Origin of the sequence: Flavobacterium branchiicola, assembly GCF_018383905.1 — a bacterium.
GTDB classification, from domain to species: Bacteria; Bacteroidota; Bacteroidia; order Flavobacteriales; family Flavobacteriaceae; genus Flavobacterium; species Flavobacterium branchiicola.
Genome location: NZ_JAGYWA010000006.1, coordinates 294,672 through 311,984 on the forward strand (window position 1 = coordinate 294,672; position 17,313 = coordinate 311,984).

Here is a 17,313-nt window from a genome sequence, read left to right on the forward strand (position 1 = left end):
TTACCAGATCAATCATTAAGGTTAAAAAAACTAAGATATAATTTATTCTGTTTTCAGCGCATATATTTTAAATGAACTTACATCACTTGTATGGTTAAAAAAAGAAATTAATAATTCAGATTAACTCCAAAACCAATTCCCATGTCGCTGTCATAATGCGTTGTGATTCCCAGGTTTCTGGTGGCTACATATTTTAGTCCGGCCATATATTCCTTATCGGTATTCCACATTAAATTCATGCGTAAACGTCTGGAAAGCGGAATATCTTTTCGTTCAAACTGTATTCTGACATTTCCGTCGGTATAAACCTCAACCTGTGCTTTTACCAGCATTGGTAAAGTATATTCGGCTCCCACGCTAAAAACAGAACGATTGTCTTTGGTGTTTTTTTGCCCGAACAAGTTTTGCTCCTGTTCATCCATTCCCATTTTTCGGTAGCGCCAGTCAAAACCAATAAACGGCATAAACCATTGATTTTTTCCAATATAGCGTCCAATATGGGTTTCGGTTTCATAACCATGTTTGTCGTTGTAACCCAGTCTCCATTCTGTACCAATACTCCAGCGTGTGTTGCTGAACATTGCTTCACCATCATTTCCATTGGTTGCAAAATCATTTTCGGCCATGAAATGAAACATACGATCATCCATTTTTAGCATTTTGTAAGCCATTTTCGGATCGTGAATCAACGGATTCGGAGCTGAATTTTCATAAGTAAAAATACGTCCCATTCCTGCCATCATGTGATATAATATATGACAATGAAAAAACCAGTCGCCATCTGCATTTGCCTGAAATTCGATGGTATCGGTTTCCATTGGCATAATATCAATCACATTTTTAAGCGGAGAATATTCGCCATGCTCATTTAAAATTCTGAAATCGTGTCCGTGTAAGTGCATTGGATGGCGCATCATAGATCCGTTGTACAATACAATTCGAACATTTTCACCTTTTTTAATTAAGATTTTATCTGTCTCAGAAATCACTTTATTATCCATACTCCACACATAGCGGTTCATATTTCCGGATAAAGTAAAGCGCAGTTCTTTTACCGGAGCATCTTTTGGCAACGTTGTTATGGTAGGCGATTTTAGCATTCCGTAATTCAAAGTTGTAATCTCGGCAGTTTCTGTAGAATCGCTCGACATTTTCATATCGTCCATTTTCATGCCTTCCATAGTATGCATAGAATGATCTTCAGTTTTTGTAGATTCCTCTTCGCCTGAAATTTCAGGATACATTACGGCATTCATGTCCATTTTATTTAAGGACATTTTCATTCCCATATCATTCATTTCACCGTTCATTTTCATCATGTCATTCATCATTTTCATTCCTTCGAAATATTTTAATTTCGGAAGATGGGAAACAGGTTGTTTAACGCCATTTCCTAAAAACATTGAAGCAGATCCGGTTCTGTCTTCGGCTGTAGCCAGAAAAGCAAATGATTTATTGTCTTCGGGAATGGTAACCACAATATCATAAGTTTCAGAAACTGCAATAATTAAACGATCAACTTCTATAGGATCGACATCATTTCCGTCGCTGGCAACTACTGTTATTTTTCCGCCACCGTAAGTCAGCCAGAAATAACTGGATGCGCCGCCGTTTGCAATTCTAAGTCGGACTTTTTCTCCGGGTTTAAACTGCGAAAGCTGTTGTTCGTTTTTACCGTTAATTAAAAATTTCTCATAATAAACATCACTAACATCCATCGCGTTCATACGTTTCCATTCGTTAGTAACTTTTGTCGAAAATTTCCCATGTTGAATGGCCTCGGCATAACTCTGAGTAGTTCCTTTTTTTATAGCAAACCAGTCATTTGCATTGTGCAGCATTCGTTGTACATTTTCCGGTTTTAGATCGGTCCATTCACTTAAGATTACCGGAACAGTTGGTAAATCATCAATTCCTTTTCTAAAAGTTGAATCGTCTTTCTTTTTATTAATAATAAACAAACCGTATAAGCCAATTTGTTCCTGTAAACCGGAATGACTGTGATACCAATATGTTCCGTTTTGAATAATGGGGAAACTATATTTATGAGTTGTTCCGGGTTTAATAGGCATTTGAGTTAAATAAGGAACGCCATCTTCTTTATTCGGAAGAAATAATCCGTGCCAATGCAAGGCAGTGTCTTCATTTTTAAGTTCGTTATGCACGTAAATTTCGGCAGTATCACCTTCAGTAAAAGTTAAGGTTGGCATCGGTATTTGTCCGTTTACGGTTAAGGCGCGTTTTTCTTTTCCGGAAAAATTCACAATAGTATCCCGAACATAAAGATCGTATCGAACTACTTTTTGGGCTTGCGCACTTATAGTGATTAAAAAGACGATTAGTATATTTTGTAATTTCATATTGCTGTTTTAAAGGTTTAGATTGCGTAATCGCAATGCATTTACAATGACTGAAACCGAACTTAAACTCATTGCCAGCGCAGCCAACATTGGCGAAAGCAGGATTCCGAATACTGGAAATAAAATTCCGGCTGCAATTGGAACGCCTAAAACATTGTATATAAAAGCAAAAAATAAATTTTGTTTGATATTTCTCATAACCGAATAACTCAGTTTTTTAGCTTTTACAATGCCGTTTAAATCTCCTTTAACCAAAGTAATTTTAGCACTTTCGATGGCAACATCAGTTCCGGTTCCCATTGCGATTCCAATATTTGCCTGCGCAAGGGCTGGAGCATCATTGATTCCGTCGCCGGCCATGGCTACAATTTTACCTTCAGCCTGCAAACGCTGAATTTCTTTTAGTTTATCTTCGGGAAGACAATCGGCTTTAAAAGCACTTAAATGCAATTGATCGGCAACTGCTTTTGCAGTATTAGCATTGTCACCGGTTAACATAATAACCTCAACGCCCTGATCGATTAAATCTTTAATAGCTTTTGCACTATTTTCTTTGATGGCATCTGTAATCGATACATAGCCCAGAGCAATACTATCGACTGAGATATAAGAAACTGTTTTTCCTAAATTTTGTTCAGCAATAATTTTGTTTTCAAGATCTTCAGAAATTTTAGCACCAACCTGATTCATTAGTTTTTTGTTTCCTAAAGCGACTTTTGTATTGTTTACAGTTCCTGTAACTCCTTTTCCGGCAACGGCTTCAAAATCGGGAACTTCAATTAAAGTTTGGTTTTTAGCTTTTGCAAAATTGACAACGGCTTGCGCCAACGGGTGTTCGCTATATTGATTTAAGGAAGCTATGTTTTGCAATAAGTTATCTTCATTATTATTGATGGCGTATATTTTTTCTACAGATGGTTTTCCTTCGGTAATTGTTCCGGTTTTATCTGTAATTAAAACATCAATTTTATCCATGTTTTCCAGTGCTTCGGCATTTTTTATCAAAATACCATGTTGTGCACCTTTACCAACTCCAACCATAACCGACATTGGAGTTGCTAATCCTAAAGCACAAGGACAAGCAATAATTAAAACAGCAATGGCATTAATTAATCCGTAAATGTATGCGGGTTCGGGACCAAATTTTGCCCAGACAAAAAAGGTTAAAACTGAAATAATAACTACAGTTGGAACAAAATATTTGGCAACACGATCGGCGAGTTTCTGAATTGGAGCTCTCGAACGACTTGCATCATTTACCATTTGTATAATCTGCGAGAGTAAAGTTTCTGAACCTACTTTCTCGGCAATCATTACAAAAGATTTAGTTCCGTTTATCGTTCCGGCAATAACATTATCGCCCGTTTTTTTATCTACTGGAATGGGTTCTCCGGTAATCATCGCTTCATCGATACTGCTTTCTCCGGTTGTTATTTTTCCGTCTACGGGAATTTTTTCTCCCGGTTTTACGCGCAATAAATCACCTTTGTTGATATTGTGAATAGAAATTACTTTGTCGTTTCCGTTCTCTACTAAAGTTGCTTCTGTAGGAGTCAGTTTCAATAAAGCTTTTATAGCACCATTTGTTTGTCCGTGTGCTCTGGCTTCTAATAATTGTCCTAGCAAAACTAAGGTAAGAATTACTGTTGCGGCTTCAAAATACAAATGAATGGTTCCATGATGTGATTTGAATTCGTCCGGAAAAACATCAGGAAATAATAAACCTGCAATACTAAATAAGAATGCAACACTTGTTCCGATACCTATTAAGGTAAACATGTTTAAATTCCAGGTGATAATCGATTTCCAGGCGCGCACAAAAAACATCCAGCCTGCATAAAATAAAACGGGAAGTGAAAATAGAAACTGAATCCAATTCCATTTTTCAATTGACATTATCGTATAAAGCGGATTATTCGGAATCATTTCTGACATTGAAATGATGAAAATTGGGAGCGTAAACAATATCGCTATTTTCATTTTTTTCAATAAATCAGTATAGGTTTTGTTTTCTTCATTATCAGCAACCTGCATCGGAACTAAATCCATTCCGCAAATCGGACAATCGCCCGGTTCATCTGAAACAACCTCGGGATGCATTGGGCAAGTATATTTTGCAGCGCTGATTACTACTTGCGGAACTAAGTCCATTCCGCAAACAGGACAATCTCCAGGTTTATAGTATGTTTTGTCTCCTTCGCAATGCATCGGACAATAATAAACGCCATTGGTTTGTTGATGTGTGTGCGATTCCTTTTTAGGTTGATGTGTGTGATTCTCTTTTTTATGACCGGAACAACAAGATTTAACTGCTGTTTCAGTATGGTTTTTAGGAGAATCCATCTCAATAGTATATTTTCCTGCTGCTGCCAGAACTTCCTGAAATTTTTCTGTTGCAACGTGTTTTTCCATTGTTATGGTAGCCAATGGCGGATTTAGCGTCACTTCGGCCTGAATTCCTTCAATTGTATTTAAGGTTTTCTCGACTTTCTTGCGACAGCCATCACACGACATTCCTGAAATTATATATTGATGTGTCATTGTTATAGGTGTTTAAAGTATTACAATGCAAATTTCCGAAGTATTGATCGTTTCGGTTTGTATAATTTTGGGTATGATTTGTAAGATTTACTAAGGTAAGGTTTTTTTTTATCGCAAAGCACGCTATGGTTTTTTGATGTTCGGGCTGTTATAAAAACGCAAAGTTCGCAAAGCTTTTAAAATAACTTTGCGAACCTGGATTAAAAACATAACCCAAGGTTTCAACCTTGGGGACGTATCGTGTTTCAATCTTTGTGTACCCAAGGTTGAAACCTTGGGCTACGTTCTGAATAAATTGCGAAAAAATTATATAAAAAGTTAGCCACGGATTAAAAGATTATCACAGATTTTTAAAATCCATTTAATCTGTATAATCTGTGGCTAAATAAAACCTTTGCGTACTTAGATTAAAAACATAACCCAAGGTTTCAACCGTGGGGGCGTATCGTATTTCAATCTTTGCGTACCCAAGGTTGAAGCCTTGGGCTACGTTCTGAATAAATTGCGAAAAAATTATATAAAAAGGTAGCCGCGGATTAAAAGATTATCACAGATTTTTAAAATCCATTTAATCTGTATAATCTGTGGCTAAATAAAACCTTTGCGTACGCCTTTGCGCTCTTTGCGGTTAAGCTAAAACTTATATATTCTCGATCTGAATACGTTTCTTATCTTTCAGTTGTTTGAAATAGGTAGGAGTAAAACCAGTAATTTTTTTAAACTGATTACTCAAATGCGCTACATTACTATAATTTAGAATATCGGCAATTTCGCTTAACGAAAGTTCATTGTAAATCAGTAATTCTTTTACCTTTTCTATTTTCTGACTGATAAAATATTTTTCGATAGTAGTGTTCTCTATTTCCGAAAAAAGATTACTCAGTGTATTATAATCCTGATGGAGATTTTCAGCCAGATAATCAGATAAGTTGACTTTGAGTTCGTTGTTTTTATGGTGAACCAAATCAACAATAAGATTTTTTATTTTTTCGATTGTTTTGCTTTTTTTGTCATCAATGATATGAAAACCTAAAGCTTGCAGGTTTTTAAGCAAAATCTCTTTTTGATTTTCTGTAATAGCGTCCTGTAGTTCAACTTCACCCAATTCAACAGAAATAGTCTGAAGTCCGAGTTTTTCAAACTCAGACTTCACAACCATTTTGCATCGACTACACACCATGTTTTTGATGTAGAGCTTCATATTTATTTGATGGTTTCTACCACGTTTCCGCAAGTTAACATCGAAGATCCGTAATACGGATTTTTAACTGCTTTTTCTTTACTTAACCAATCAGCATCGGCCATTGGGCAATATTGTTTGTAAATTGGCTGCTCCGGGCTAGATACTTTTATAAGATCGTAAGTGCTTTTAGACAACGATTTAAAAGTTTCGCGTTGTTTTTTAAGATCTGTTGTAGACGAAATACTTTTGGCATCGGCAGTAAGTTTTTTCATGACTTTCATCCAAACCGTATGTTCGTTACTTTTCAGTTTATCCATTTTTACAGCTGTAATTGCCGTAAGTAAAGTTGCGGCTTTCGCCGAAGTTAATTTACTGTCACTTTTAATAAGAGCATCTTTTACGGTGAAATAAGCATCATAAACTGGTTGTAACTCAGTTGAAGTTAAAACTTCGATTTCGTTTGTTTCTGTTTTTACTGCTTTTGCGTGAATTGTACTTGTAGTAAAAACGAATGCGATTAATGCCCCTATAATTGTTATTGATTTTTTCATTTTGTATATATTTAGAAGGAATTTAGTATTCCTTATTAGATTTAATTCTTAAAGTGTTTTGCAGATTTTGCGTAACGTTTAGAGCCAGTTATGGCTGTCACAAATAGAATTATTATATTTTTGGAGGTGCCCAAATAGAGGTAAAGCCATCAGAAATACTATTGTTTTCATAGTAAGTGATGGGTGTTTTGAAAGAGAAATTCAATAATTGGTTATTGAATTCAAAATCATTTTCTGCAATTAAACTAAACTGTAAACCCGAAGTAGTACAGCCAGAGTGATCACATTTTCTGTTGCAACCGTGCTGATCCTTTTTAGAATCCTTACTTTTTTTGCAACATTCTTTTTGACAGGAATCAGATGATGTATTAGATGAACTTGCTGTTTTCCCGCAAGTACTTTTTTCAGTAGATTTTCCACAAGCATAACCCGTAGTTGACATCAAAGAGAAGCCAAACAGTAAAACGAGAAATAATATGTTTGTTTTTTTTATCAAGGAAAAATATATTGTTGATACAAATTTAGATAAAAATTCTTAGCTCCGATCTCTTTTAAGATTTCAATAACTAAAGCTTTTTAAAATCGGTCGGTTTCATATTCTTTCGTTTTTTGAAATAATTCGACAAATGACTTTCATCGGTAAAGCCAAATTCATAAGCAATTTGCTTGATCGGTAATTGATTGTTATGGAATCGTTTTTCGATTAAAGTAGTTCTTAAATTATTAATGTAATCGCGATAACTAATCGAGAAAGTCCTTTTGAAATAAGCACTAAAGTAAGTTGGTGCAATATTAAAATGTTCTGCAATAACCTTTATCTGAACCAGTTTTGGCTGATAAATATTCTGATGAATATAATTGGCGATTTGTTCATTATCGATATGCGTTGATTTCATTTGAAGATTCATACCGCGAATGGTTTCTTTTATCAGACCAAAAAGCGAAAGAATTTGGTAAAAAACAATTGGCGAAGTCGTAACATCAATATAACGATCGTAGGTTATAATATTCTCTACCGTATTTTTTAAGATAGTTTTGCAAGGTTCATCAAATTTTAAAACCGTTTCTTTCAGGATTTTGTCGCGCATAAAACTTTCGGGAGTATTCACCAGAAATTCATCACAAGTCAGGTTTTGTTTGGAATTAAAATAATTGTCTGTGAATTTAATATAAACAAAACGCGTGTTTTTTTTGATGTCAAAGTAGTGTTCATCTTCGGGAGAAATTACAAATAAATCTCCGGCTTTATATGGGAGAAGATTTTTATTGAGATGATGAATACCAGCTCCTTTTTTGATATAAATGATTTCGTAATACGTATGCGTATGTGGCGGAAGGTGAAATTTCTCATCTTCAAATTCATGAATAACAAGAGTCTCAAACTGATTTAATTTAGGCATGACTTAAATTTACAAGTTTATGTCGTAAATATACAACTATTTTTGCGCTTAACGGTGTTAAATTTGTCCCATAGAAAATATATTCCTTTCTTATTATAAAACAGATGAAAAAAAGTCTTATTGCCTTGTCTTTAGGAGGCTTAACTATTGGAATAACCGAATTTGTAATGATGGGTTTATTGCCAGATATTGCTTCAGATATGAAAGTTTCGATTCCGGTTGCCGGATACTTAATTTCAGCTTACGCTTTGGGCGTTGTTATTGGTGCACCTCTATTGGTTATTATAGGTAGAAATTTTCCACCCAAAAAAATGCTTTTGATTTTAGCATTAATGCTAACCGTTTTTAATGCACTTTCTATTATTGCTCCAAATTATAATTTCTTGTTTGCTTCAAGATTTCTTTCGGGATTACCGCATGGTGCTTTCTTTGGAGTAGGAGCGGTAGTCGCAAGCCGTTTGGCAGATAAAGGAAAAGAAGCCCAGGCAATTGCTATTATGTTCTCGGGTTTAACGCTGGCTAATTTAATTGGCGTACCAATTGGTACTTATATTGGTCACCACTTTATTTGGCGTTATACCTTTATATTAATTGCTATAGTAGGAATGCTGACCTTTTTGTTTATTTCCTTGTGGATGCCAAATTTGGAAAAAAGCGGAGATGTAAACATGAAAACTCAATTGTTGTTTTTCAAGAAAACGGAAGCCTGGTTAATTATCGGAATTACCGCAATTGGTTTTGGCGGATTGTTTGCCTGGATTAGTTACATTGCGCCTTTGTTAATCAATGTATCAAGATTTTCTCCGGAAGATGTTTCGTATATATTGATTTTGGCAGGACTTGGAATGGTTGTAGGGAATTTTGCAGGAGGAAAACTGGCAGATAAATATTCGCCTGCACCAACCGTATTAGCATTATTGTTTGTTATGGTGCTGGATTTATTAATGGTCTACTTTTTCTCTTTCAATCAATATGTTTCGTTGTTTCTGACTTTCTTAACCGGAGCGATTTCATTTTCTGTAATTGCACCAATTCAAATGTTGATGATTCGCACGGCAAAAGATGCAGAGATGATTGCTTCAGCAGCGCTTCAGGGCAGTTTTAATATAGGGAACGCATTAGGAGCTTTCTTAGGTGGATTACCTTTGGCAGCTGGTTATAGTTTTGCTTCTCCAAATCTTATTGGTATTGGAATGGCCATAACCGGAATGATTATTACTTTTGTACTAATGCAAAAACACAAAGCAAATTTGCAGTTGCAAAGCGCTTAAGAAGATACTTTAAAAATTAAAGAACCTTAAACTTAATTGTTTAAGGTTTTTTTGTGCCTGATTGTTCCTGAATTTTAATGGGCTGATGAATTAATGTAAGAATCGTTTCCCTTTTTTTATTTCTTGTTAAAATTTATTTCACTTTTATAGTTCCTGTTGTATTTTCATGTAATCGATTATTTTTTTAATAAAAGCGGAAGAATTTTTTATTTCTCAATATTAAATTTGGTATTTATTCATAATATAAATTACAGATGTCGTATTAAAATCAGGCTTTATTTTTCATTTGTAATTTTTTTTAGCAAATTTTTAGGAAAATTAATTTTTTAATTAAAAAAAATATTTATGTTTGTGTAATCGATTACATCATTTGTTTTTAATAAAATTAAAGTTATTTTTATAAAGCGAAATCGATTGAAAATCCTTGCTTTTATTAAGCTTTCAAAGATTTTGTGACAATATTAACAAGAGGATTTATGATGTCAAAACTAGAGAAAAACTATTTAACCAATTAATAATTTTAAACAATAAACCATGAATTTTAAAGATTTATTAAACAAAGGAGGAAATTTTTGCTCTGCTCTTGTTTTTTTATTGTGCTTGCTTATGAGTAGTCAGGTAAATGCGCAGACTCCAACAATAGAGGGAACTGTCAGAGATGCGGCCGGTATGTCTCTTCCAGGAGTTAACGTACTGGAAAAAGGCACAAAAAATGGTGTCTCTACAGATTTTGACGGGCATTACAAGATTAAATTAACAAACCCAAAAGCAATCCTGACTTTTTCATTCATCGGATTTAAATCAACTGAAGTTTCAACTTCAGGAAAAAATAAAGTTGATGCTCTTTTACAGGAAGATTCTAATAATCTAAATGAAGTTGTTGTAATTGGTTATGGTACAGCAAAAAAAGGTGATTTAACAGGAGCGGTTTCAACTTTATCAGGTAATGAAGTTAGAAAAACACCTATTGCAAATGTGGCAGAAGCTTTAACAGGCCGTATTGCGGGTGTGCAAGTTATATCTTCAGAGGGTTCACCAGATTCTGAAATCAAAATTAGAATTCGTGGTGGTGGATCACTGACTCAGGATAGTTCGCCATTAATCATTGTTGATGGATTTCCTGTAAATAGTTTAAATGATATTTCGCCTTCAGATATTGAAACTTATACGACTTTAAAAGATGCTGCATCTACTGCTATTTACGGTTCAAGAGGAGCAAATGGAGTTATTTTGGTAACTACAAAATCAGGTAAAGACGGGAAAATTGCAGTAAACTTTAATATGTTTTATGGTATGAAAAAGATGGCTGATGAGATTGATGTTCTTGAGCCGGAAGATTTCGTGAAATGGCAATATGAATATGCTTTGCTGGCTAAAAAACAAGATTCGTATGAAAAGTATTTTGGCAACTGGCAGGATTATGATATGTACAAAGGGGTTAAAGGAGATAACTGGCAGAAACAAATCTACGGTCGTACCGGAGAGGTTCAAAGTCGTGATTTAGGAATTAGAGGTGGTACAGATAAAGCTAATTTTAACTTTAACTACGCACATTATGATGAAAAAGCTATTATGCTTGGATCTGATTTTAAAAGAGACAACTTATCTCTTGCTTTAAAAAGTAAAGCAAGTGACAAAATCGATCTTGCGTTTACTATGCGTTATTCAAATACAGAAATTAACGGAGGAGGAGCAAATGAGCAAAACGAGTTTTCATCTAATGATTCCCGTTTAAGACATGCAGTTGGATATTCACCAATTCCAATGCCGGGATTAACTACAGATGATACAGATGAGGCAGTTTCAGGATATCTTATAAATCCGTTTGTATCTGTAGCAGATAACGATCGTCAGCAGCTTAGAAAAAACTTTAATATGCTTGGAAGTTTTTCATGGAAACTAACAGATAAACTGGTTTTTAAAACAGATGTAGGTTTAAATAACTACAATAATTTAGATTACCGTTTTTACGGACGCACTACTTACTATGTTGCAAATAAGCCTTCCGGAGCTTTACAAGGAATGCCGGCTATGATTTCAAGCGACAGAAAAGATGTAACGTTTAGAAATGCCAACACGCTTAATTATGATTTCAAAAAAACATTGGGTGACAATCATAACTTAAAAGTATTGGTTGGAGAAGAAATGATTAATACGCAACGAAATGAAGCAACATCTGTAGTTCAGGGATTGCCTAAGTTTTTTGACTTTGATCAGGCTCAAAAACTTACATCACAAGGAACACCAATTGTATTTGATAATTACTACTTTCCGGATGATAAATTGCTGTCATTCTTTGGCCGTTTAAATTATGATTTTAAAGACCGTTACATCTTTTCGGCAACATACCGTGCCGATGGTTCAAGTAAATTTTTAGGAGATAATAAATGGGGATTTTTCCCGGCAGCAGCTGCAGCTTGGAAAATCTCAGAAGAAAACTTCTTGAAAAATGTAGATTGGTTAAGTGCACTTAAAATAAGATTTAGTTATGGTGAGGCAGGAAACAATAATATCCCGACAGGTCAGACAGTTCAAAATTTTCAGTCAGGTCAGTCTGCATGGATTAATGGGGTAAGTAATTACTGGGCTACATCGCCAGTTATGGCTAATCCTGATTTGAAATGGGAAACAACAGTAACTCAAAACCTTGGTTTGGATTTTGATTTTTTCAAAAGCCGTATCAGTGGTTCATTTGAATTGTATAAAAACAAAACAAAAGATCTTTTAATTAATTTTCCTGTAGGAGGTTCTGGATATGAGACGCAATACAGAAACATGGGAGAAACCGAAAATAAAGGATTTGAAGCTACTTTGAATGTTACAGCGATTCAGAAAAAAGACTATGGTTTAAACTTCTCATTTAATGTGGGAATAAATAAAAACCGTATCAACTCTCTTGGAGTAATGAATGATTTTACAGTTTCAAGTTCTTGGAACAGTGATATTGTTGGAGATTATTTAGTAGCAGTGGGGCAGTCTATTGGTACAATGTACGGATACAAAAGCGACGGACGCTACGAGGTTTCTGATTTTGACTATGATGGTTCAAAATATACCTTAAAATCAGGTTTGGTAAATAGTTCGGGTGTAGTAGGAAGTGTACAGCCAGGATATATGAAACTGAAAGATTTGAATGGTGATAATGTAGTAGATTCAAAAGACCTTACTATAATTGGTAATTCAAATCCAAAATACAATGGTGGTTTTATTATTAATGGTAATGCTTATGGTTTTGATCTTTCGGCTTCCTTTAACTACAGTGTAGGAAACGATATTTACAATGCTAATAAAGTAGAGTTTACATCTTCTACACCAAGAGGTCAGTATAGAAACCTAAGTACAGATATGGCAGATGGTCAGAGATGGACAAATTTAAATCCAACAACGGGTCAGTTGGTTACAGATCCGGCAGAATTAACGGCTATGAATGCCAATACAACAATGTGGTCACCATACATGAGCCGTTTTGTAACGTCTGACTGGGCAATTGAAGATGGTTCTTTTTTAAGACTTAATACACTTACTTTAGGATATACTACTCCAGAGTCATTTACTTCTGCAGCTGGTATTGCTAAATTGAGGTTTTACTTAACGGCAACCAATGTTTTTCTTATTACCAATTATTCAGGGCCAGATCCTGAAGTTTCAACAAGAAGAAAAACTCCGCTTACACCGGGTGTAGATTATTCAGCTTATCCGCGTAGCAGACAGTTGGTTTTTGGTTTAAACCTTAATTTTTAATTTAAAACTTATCAGAAATGAAACATAAAATAATTATAGCAGGACTAATCATTGCGGGTCTTTTTAGCTCTTGTCAGGACGACTATCTTGATGCTCCCGCAAAATCGACACTAGATGAGGCATTAATTTTTTCTGATCCCGGAATGGCCAAAAGTGCAGTCGATGGAATTAAAATACCATTTGGAGATCAGAACGGACATCGTGGAAGATTCCTTTCTTATTACGGATTTAATACAGATGTGGAATGGTTCAACTCGTCAGAATCAACTTCTGATGATAAACCGGCACTAAGTATTTATGATGCAAAACCAACAAATAGTCAAATGGATTTTGATGCGCCGCCTACAGGTGGTGGTAACCCATGGACTTCTATGTATTCTGGAATCGAACGTGCTAATATATGTATTAGAGGTTTACGCCAGTACGGAGATCCAAGACCTGGAACAGAGTTAGGATATCTTTTAGGAGAAGCGTTAACATTACGTGCCATTTATTACGCTGATTTAACAAAAGCACATGGAGATGTTCCGGCACGTTTTGAACCAGTTAATTCTTCTACTATTTATTTGCCAAAATCAAATCGTGATATAATTTATAAACAATTAATTAGTGATCTGGGCGAAGCCGCTACATTGGTTCCGTGGCCAAATGAAACTGCAGCAACAAGTAGTGTCGAAAGAGTAAATAAAGCATTTGTAAAAGGATTGCGCGCTCGTTTAGCATTGGTAGCATCCGGATATCAGCAATATCCTGACGGAGTAAGAAGAAGTAGTGACCCTGAATTATCAGTTGGTAATATGTATGCATTGGCTTTATCAGAAGCGCGCTCTGTTATTGAAAGCGGAAAGGCTCATTTAGAGACTACATTTGAAGCATTGTGGAGAAAATACAATCAGGAAAATATACAGGCCGGAGGAGAATCTTTATGGGAAATTCCTTTTGGAGATGGTAGAGGAAGAATGTTGTTCAGTTTTGCAGTTAAACATGCGGCTAATGACCAGTTTCATGCCAACGGAAACAATCGTGGTGGTACTGCAGGACCTTTGCCTTTTATTTTCTATGATTACGACCAACAAGATACTCGTAGAGATGTAACGTGTGTACCTTATACTTACGGAACTCCGGTAAACGGAATCGCTAAACAAGAATTGGCAGTAATAAATAAATGGTGTTTCGGTAAATACCGTTATGAGTGGATGACGCGCAGAGTTACATCAGACAATGATGACGGGGTTAATAAAATATACATGCGTTATGCTGAGGTTCTTTTAATAGCTGCCGAAGCGGCAAATGAATTAGAAGGTCCGGGCGCGGCAGCTCCATATCTTAAAGAAATTAGAAGAAGAGCATTCCCTGCTGCATCTCAAGCAGAAAAAGTAGACAATTATGTAGGTCTTTTGACTAGTAAAGAAGCCATGTTTAATGCTATTGTAAATGAAAATAAATATGAGTTTACAGGAGAAATGGAGCGTAAACAAGCTCTTATTCGTTGGAATTTATTGAAAATAAAACTAGACGAAGCAAAACAAAAAATGGTTGACTTACAAGCTCGTTCAGGAGACTACACTACTGTACCGGTTAATTTATACTATAAATATAAAGAAGATAACCAAACGCTGATTATCTACGGTTTGAACAGAGGAGAAAGCACAAATCCGGGTGCTGATTATACTTTTTATGTAGACAGTAAAGGTGCAGGTGCATGGAACGTTCTTACAGAAAGTAAAATAAACTCATTGTATAAGTTAGGTGTAGATCCTAATACCAGACAATTTTGGCCAATCTGGCAAAAAGTAATCAATGCAAGTAACGGACAATTAGTTAACGACTACGGTTATTAAACTGGAAAAAATTAGTAGTAATTTATAAGATATTTATTTATGAAAGCAAAATATATTTTTAAAGGTTTAATAGCAGCCTTATTAATAGCCTTTACAATTTCGGGTTGTGAAAGTTTTAATGAAGAGTTATTAACTGATATTGGAGCAGACAGAGCATTTTCTCCAATTGGTCTTACGACAAAAGTTAGAAATCAAACGACAGTTGAATTAAACTGGACTTTAAAAGAAGATGCAGATCATTATGTAGTTGAATTTAGTGCAGATGATCCAGAGTTTAAAACAATTTACAAAACCATAAATGTAGTGCCAAAAGAATTGCCGGTTTCCGTGCAATTAGAAGGTGAAACGACTTATTCCATCAGAGTAAAAGCGGTTAGTGCAACAGGGTTAGAAGATTCTAAATGGTCCGTTACGACAGCAACAACATTGACAGAACAAATTTTCTTCCCGGTTCAGGATGCCGATATTGAAGCGAAACAAGTAACTTTAAGATGGACGCCAAATAGTAACGTAACACAAATTACTGTAGCTCCGGGCAATATTACACATGTTATTACAGCTGAAGAAAAAACGGCAGGAGTTGCTGTTGTTACAGGTCTTACAGGAGAAACAGCTTATACTGCAACTTTATTAAATGGAACAAAGAAAAGAGGTGTAGTAACTTTTACAACCGGAATTGACATTGGAAGTGGAATTTTGGTTAAACCGGAAGATGATTTAAGTGCGAAAATTGCCGAGTCACCAGCTAATTCTGTTTTAGTTTTAATGCCAGGAGATTATAAAGCATTGACAGGTGAAATAGTTTTAAATAAACCAATCACCATTCGCGGATTACGTCCTGGAGATAAACCAAAATTACATGTGAGATTTACTTTAGCTGTTGGAGTAACAAGTCTTTCATTAATTGATTTAGATTCAGAAGGTACAGGAGTAGGAGACACAAACTTTATCACTATCTCAGGAACAGCTACTACTTACGAGAGTATTTTAATAAGCGGTTGTTATGTACATGATTATTTACGTGCCCTAGTTTATGGAAATGCAAGTACTGCAAAAGTAACTTCATTTACGGTAGACAATAGTATTGTTAGAAATGTAAATACAAATGCACAAGCAGATTTTATAGATTTCAGAAATACATACGCTGCAAATATCACGGTGAAAAACAGCACATTTGATACTTGTTCTGTTGGACGTGATTTTGTGAGAGCAGATGCAGTTGCTCCTGCTAATGGTTTCTCAGGAACTGGTTTAACGACTAATGTATTAATTGATGGTTGTACTTTGTATAAGGTATCAAACACCTCAGCGCCAAAAAGAATTTTATACGTTCGTTTTGCAACAAATGCATCGACAGTAAGAAATACTTTGATTACATCTACAACGGCAATTTATACCAATCAGCCAACTACGGTTATGCCAACATTTAGTAAAAACTACTATTTCGCGGCGCCAAGTTTTATCGATTCTGCAATTGTAAATAATAAAATCGATTCTTCGGCTACTACAGCAGATCCACAATTTGTGAATGCTGCTCAGGGAGATTTCACAGTTAAAAACCAAGACATGATCGACAACAAAATTGGAGATCCACGTTGGATAAAATAGTTTTTATAGTTAGTTTTAAAAGGGATGCAGCAATTATACTGCATCCCTTTTTTATTTACAGAAATAAAAACGGAAAATCTTTAAAATCTGCAAATTCGGGGTTTTTAAATAGTATACCATTTAGATTTATATCCTAATCCAATGTTTTCGGGTATAATGCCGATGTAATATGAAAATAGTACAATGCAATTGGACTATATTGAATATACAATCGGTATTATTCAATTTCCAAATCAAACTTCTCCAGTAAACCGGCTAAAGCAGTATGAGAGACTTTTGTTTTTTTAATTTTATTTTCTGAAGGATCAAAAGTATAATTACGCGAGGTCCTAAAATCTGTTTTTTCCAGATTACATTCCACGAAAGTGGCATTAGACAAGTCACAGTTTTTAAAAAGAGACAATGACAAATCGGTATTCGAGAAATCGACATCCTTTAAAGAGCAGTCGATAAAATTCGTTTTCTTTAGTTTCTTATAAATGAAAGTCGAATAATCTAAAAGACAATCCTCAAAATTCATTGAAAACAAAAAACTATTGCTAGCGCTAAAGTCTAAACCCATTAATTTACAGCCAATAAATTGAATGTTTTTTAAACCGGTATTGGTAAGAATCGCCAGCGAAATATTACAGTTTTTAAAGGTAGAATCTAAAAATTCATTATAACTTAAATCGCTTTTAGAGAAGTTACAATTGATAAATTCGCAATTAACAAATTCAGTGTGCGATAAACTTTGATCTGAATAGTCAATCGTATCAAAAGTCCTGTTTTGATAAAGTTTTATTTCCATGATATAGTAAGTGAGAGGATAATGAAA

The 17,313-nt window shown here is 34.9% G+C and carries 11 protein-coding genes; 4 read left to right on the forward strand and 7 right to left on the reverse strand.

Features of this window, described 5'->3' with window-relative positions; genetic code table 11:
- Positions 1-107: 107 nt before the first annotated feature.
- The 6 genes from KHA98_RS16605 to KHA98_RS16630 all read right to left on the reverse strand — a co-directional run bounded on the left by KHA98_RS16605 (position 108) and on the right by KHA98_RS16630 (position 8,035).
- On the reverse strand, positions 108-2,360 hold the full coding sequence (locus KHA98_RS16605; protein ID WP_213259019.1) for a multicopper oxidase family protein: 2,253 nt from the start codon (positions 2,358-2,360) through the stop codon (positions 108-110).
- A gap of 9 nt (positions 2,361-2,369) precedes the next feature.
- On the reverse strand, positions 2,370-4,901 hold the full coding sequence (locus KHA98_RS16610) for a heavy metal translocating P-type ATPase (protein ID WP_213259020.1): 2,532 nt from the start codon (positions 4,899-4,901) through the stop codon (positions 2,370-2,372).
- 640 nt (positions 4,902-5,541) lie between these two features.
- Positions 5,542-6,060, reverse strand: coding sequence for a helix-turn-helix domain-containing protein (locus KHA98_RS16615; protein ID WP_246522373.1), 519 nt, complete (start codon positions 6,058-6,060; stop codon positions 5,542-5,544).
- Positions 6,061-6,104: 44 nt separating this feature from the next.
- Entirely contained in the window at positions 6,105-6,635 is a 531-nt protein-coding gene (locus KHA98_RS16620) for a DUF3347 domain-containing protein (protein WP_213259022.1), read from the reverse strand.
- 112 nt (positions 6,636-6,747) lie between these two features.
- Positions 6,748-7,131 carry a hypothetical protein gene (locus tag KHA98_RS16625; RefSeq protein ID WP_246522375.1) on the reverse strand — a complete coding sequence of 128 codons (384 nt, stop codon included), beginning with the start codon at positions 7,129-7,131 and terminating at the stop codon, positions 6,748-6,750.
- 70 nt (positions 7,132-7,201) lie between these two features.
- Positions 7,202-8,035, reverse strand: coding sequence for an AraC family transcriptional regulator (locus KHA98_RS16630; RefSeq protein WP_213259023.1), 834 nt, complete (start codon positions 8,033-8,035; stop codon positions 7,202-7,204).
- A gap of 104 nt (positions 8,036-8,139) precedes the next feature.
- Between KHA98_RS16630 and KHA98_RS16635 the strand changes: the two genes are divergently transcribed.
- The 4 genes from KHA98_RS16635 to KHA98_RS16650 all read left to right on the forward strand — a co-directional run bounded on the left by KHA98_RS16635 (position 8,140) and on the right by KHA98_RS16650 (position 16,496).
- Positions 8,140-9,306, forward strand: a complete 1,167-nt coding sequence (locus KHA98_RS16635; protein ID WP_213259024.1) for an MFS transporter — start codon at positions 8,140-8,142, stop codon at positions 9,304-9,306.
- Positions 9,307-9,840: 534 nt separating this feature from the next.
- Positions 9,841-13,047, forward strand: a complete 3,207-nt coding sequence (locus tag KHA98_RS16640; protein WP_213259025.1) for a SusC/RagA family TonB-linked outer membrane protein — start codon at positions 9,841-9,843, stop codon at positions 13,045-13,047.
- A 17-nt stretch (positions 13,048-13,064) separates the two neighbouring features.
- Positions 13,065-14,888, forward strand: a complete 1,824-nt coding sequence (locus tag KHA98_RS16645) for a RagB/SusD family nutrient uptake outer membrane protein (protein ID WP_213259026.1) — start codon at positions 13,065-13,067, stop codon at positions 14,886-14,888.
- 39 nt (positions 14,889-14,927) lie between these two features.
- Entirely contained in the window at positions 14,928-16,496 is a 1,569-nt protein-coding gene (locus tag KHA98_RS16650; RefSeq protein ID WP_213259027.1) for a DUF5123 domain-containing protein, read from the forward strand.
- 217 nt (positions 16,497-16,713) lie between these two features.
- On the opposite strand, the gene KHA98_RS16655 is transcribed toward KHA98_RS16650, so the two are convergent.
- Positions 16,714-17,286, reverse strand: coding sequence for a pentapeptide repeat-containing protein (locus KHA98_RS16655; RefSeq protein ID WP_213259028.1), 573 nt, complete (start codon positions 17,284-17,286; stop codon positions 16,714-16,716).
- Positions 17,287-17,313 lie beyond the last annotated feature (27 nt).

Bases quoted from the DNA above. Each gene is read 5' to 3' on its own strand.
- KHA98_RS16605 (WP_213259019.1), bottom strand. From the start codon at position 2,360: ATGAAATTACAAAATATACTAATCGTCTTTTTAATCACTATAAGTGCG.
- KHA98_RS16610 (WP_213259020.1), bottom strand. From the start codon at position 4,901: ATGACACATCAATATATAATTTCAGGAATGTCGTGTGATGGCTGTCGC.
- KHA98_RS16615 (WP_246522373.1), bottom strand. From the start codon at position 6,060: ATGGTTGTGAAGTCTGAGTTTGAAAAACTCGGACTTCAGACTATTTCT.
- KHA98_RS16620 (WP_213259022.1), bottom strand. From the start codon at position 6,635: ATGAAAAAATCAATAACAATTATAGGGGCATTAATCGCATTCGTTTTT.
- KHA98_RS16630 (WP_213259023.1), bottom strand. From the start codon at position 8,035: ATGCCTAAATTAAATCAGTTTGAGACTCTTGTTATTCATGAATTTGAA.
- KHA98_RS16635 (WP_213259024.1), top strand. From the start codon at position 8,140: ATGAAAAAAAGTCTTATTGCCTTGTCTTTAGGAGGCTTAACTATTGGA.
- KHA98_RS16640 (WP_213259025.1), top strand. From the start codon at position 9,841: ATGAATTTTAAAGATTTATTAAACAAAGGAGGAAATTTTTGCTCTGCT.
- KHA98_RS16645 (WP_213259026.1), top strand. From the start codon at position 13,065: ATGAAACATAAAATAATTATAGCAGGACTAATCATTGCGGGTCTTTTT.
- KHA98_RS16650 (WP_213259027.1), top strand. From the start codon at position 14,928: ATGAAAGCAAAATATATTTTTAAAGGTTTAATAGCAGCCTTATTAATA.
- KHA98_RS16655 (WP_213259028.1), bottom strand. From the start codon at position 17,286: ATGGAAATAAAACTTTATCAAAACAGGACTTTTGATACGATTGACTAT.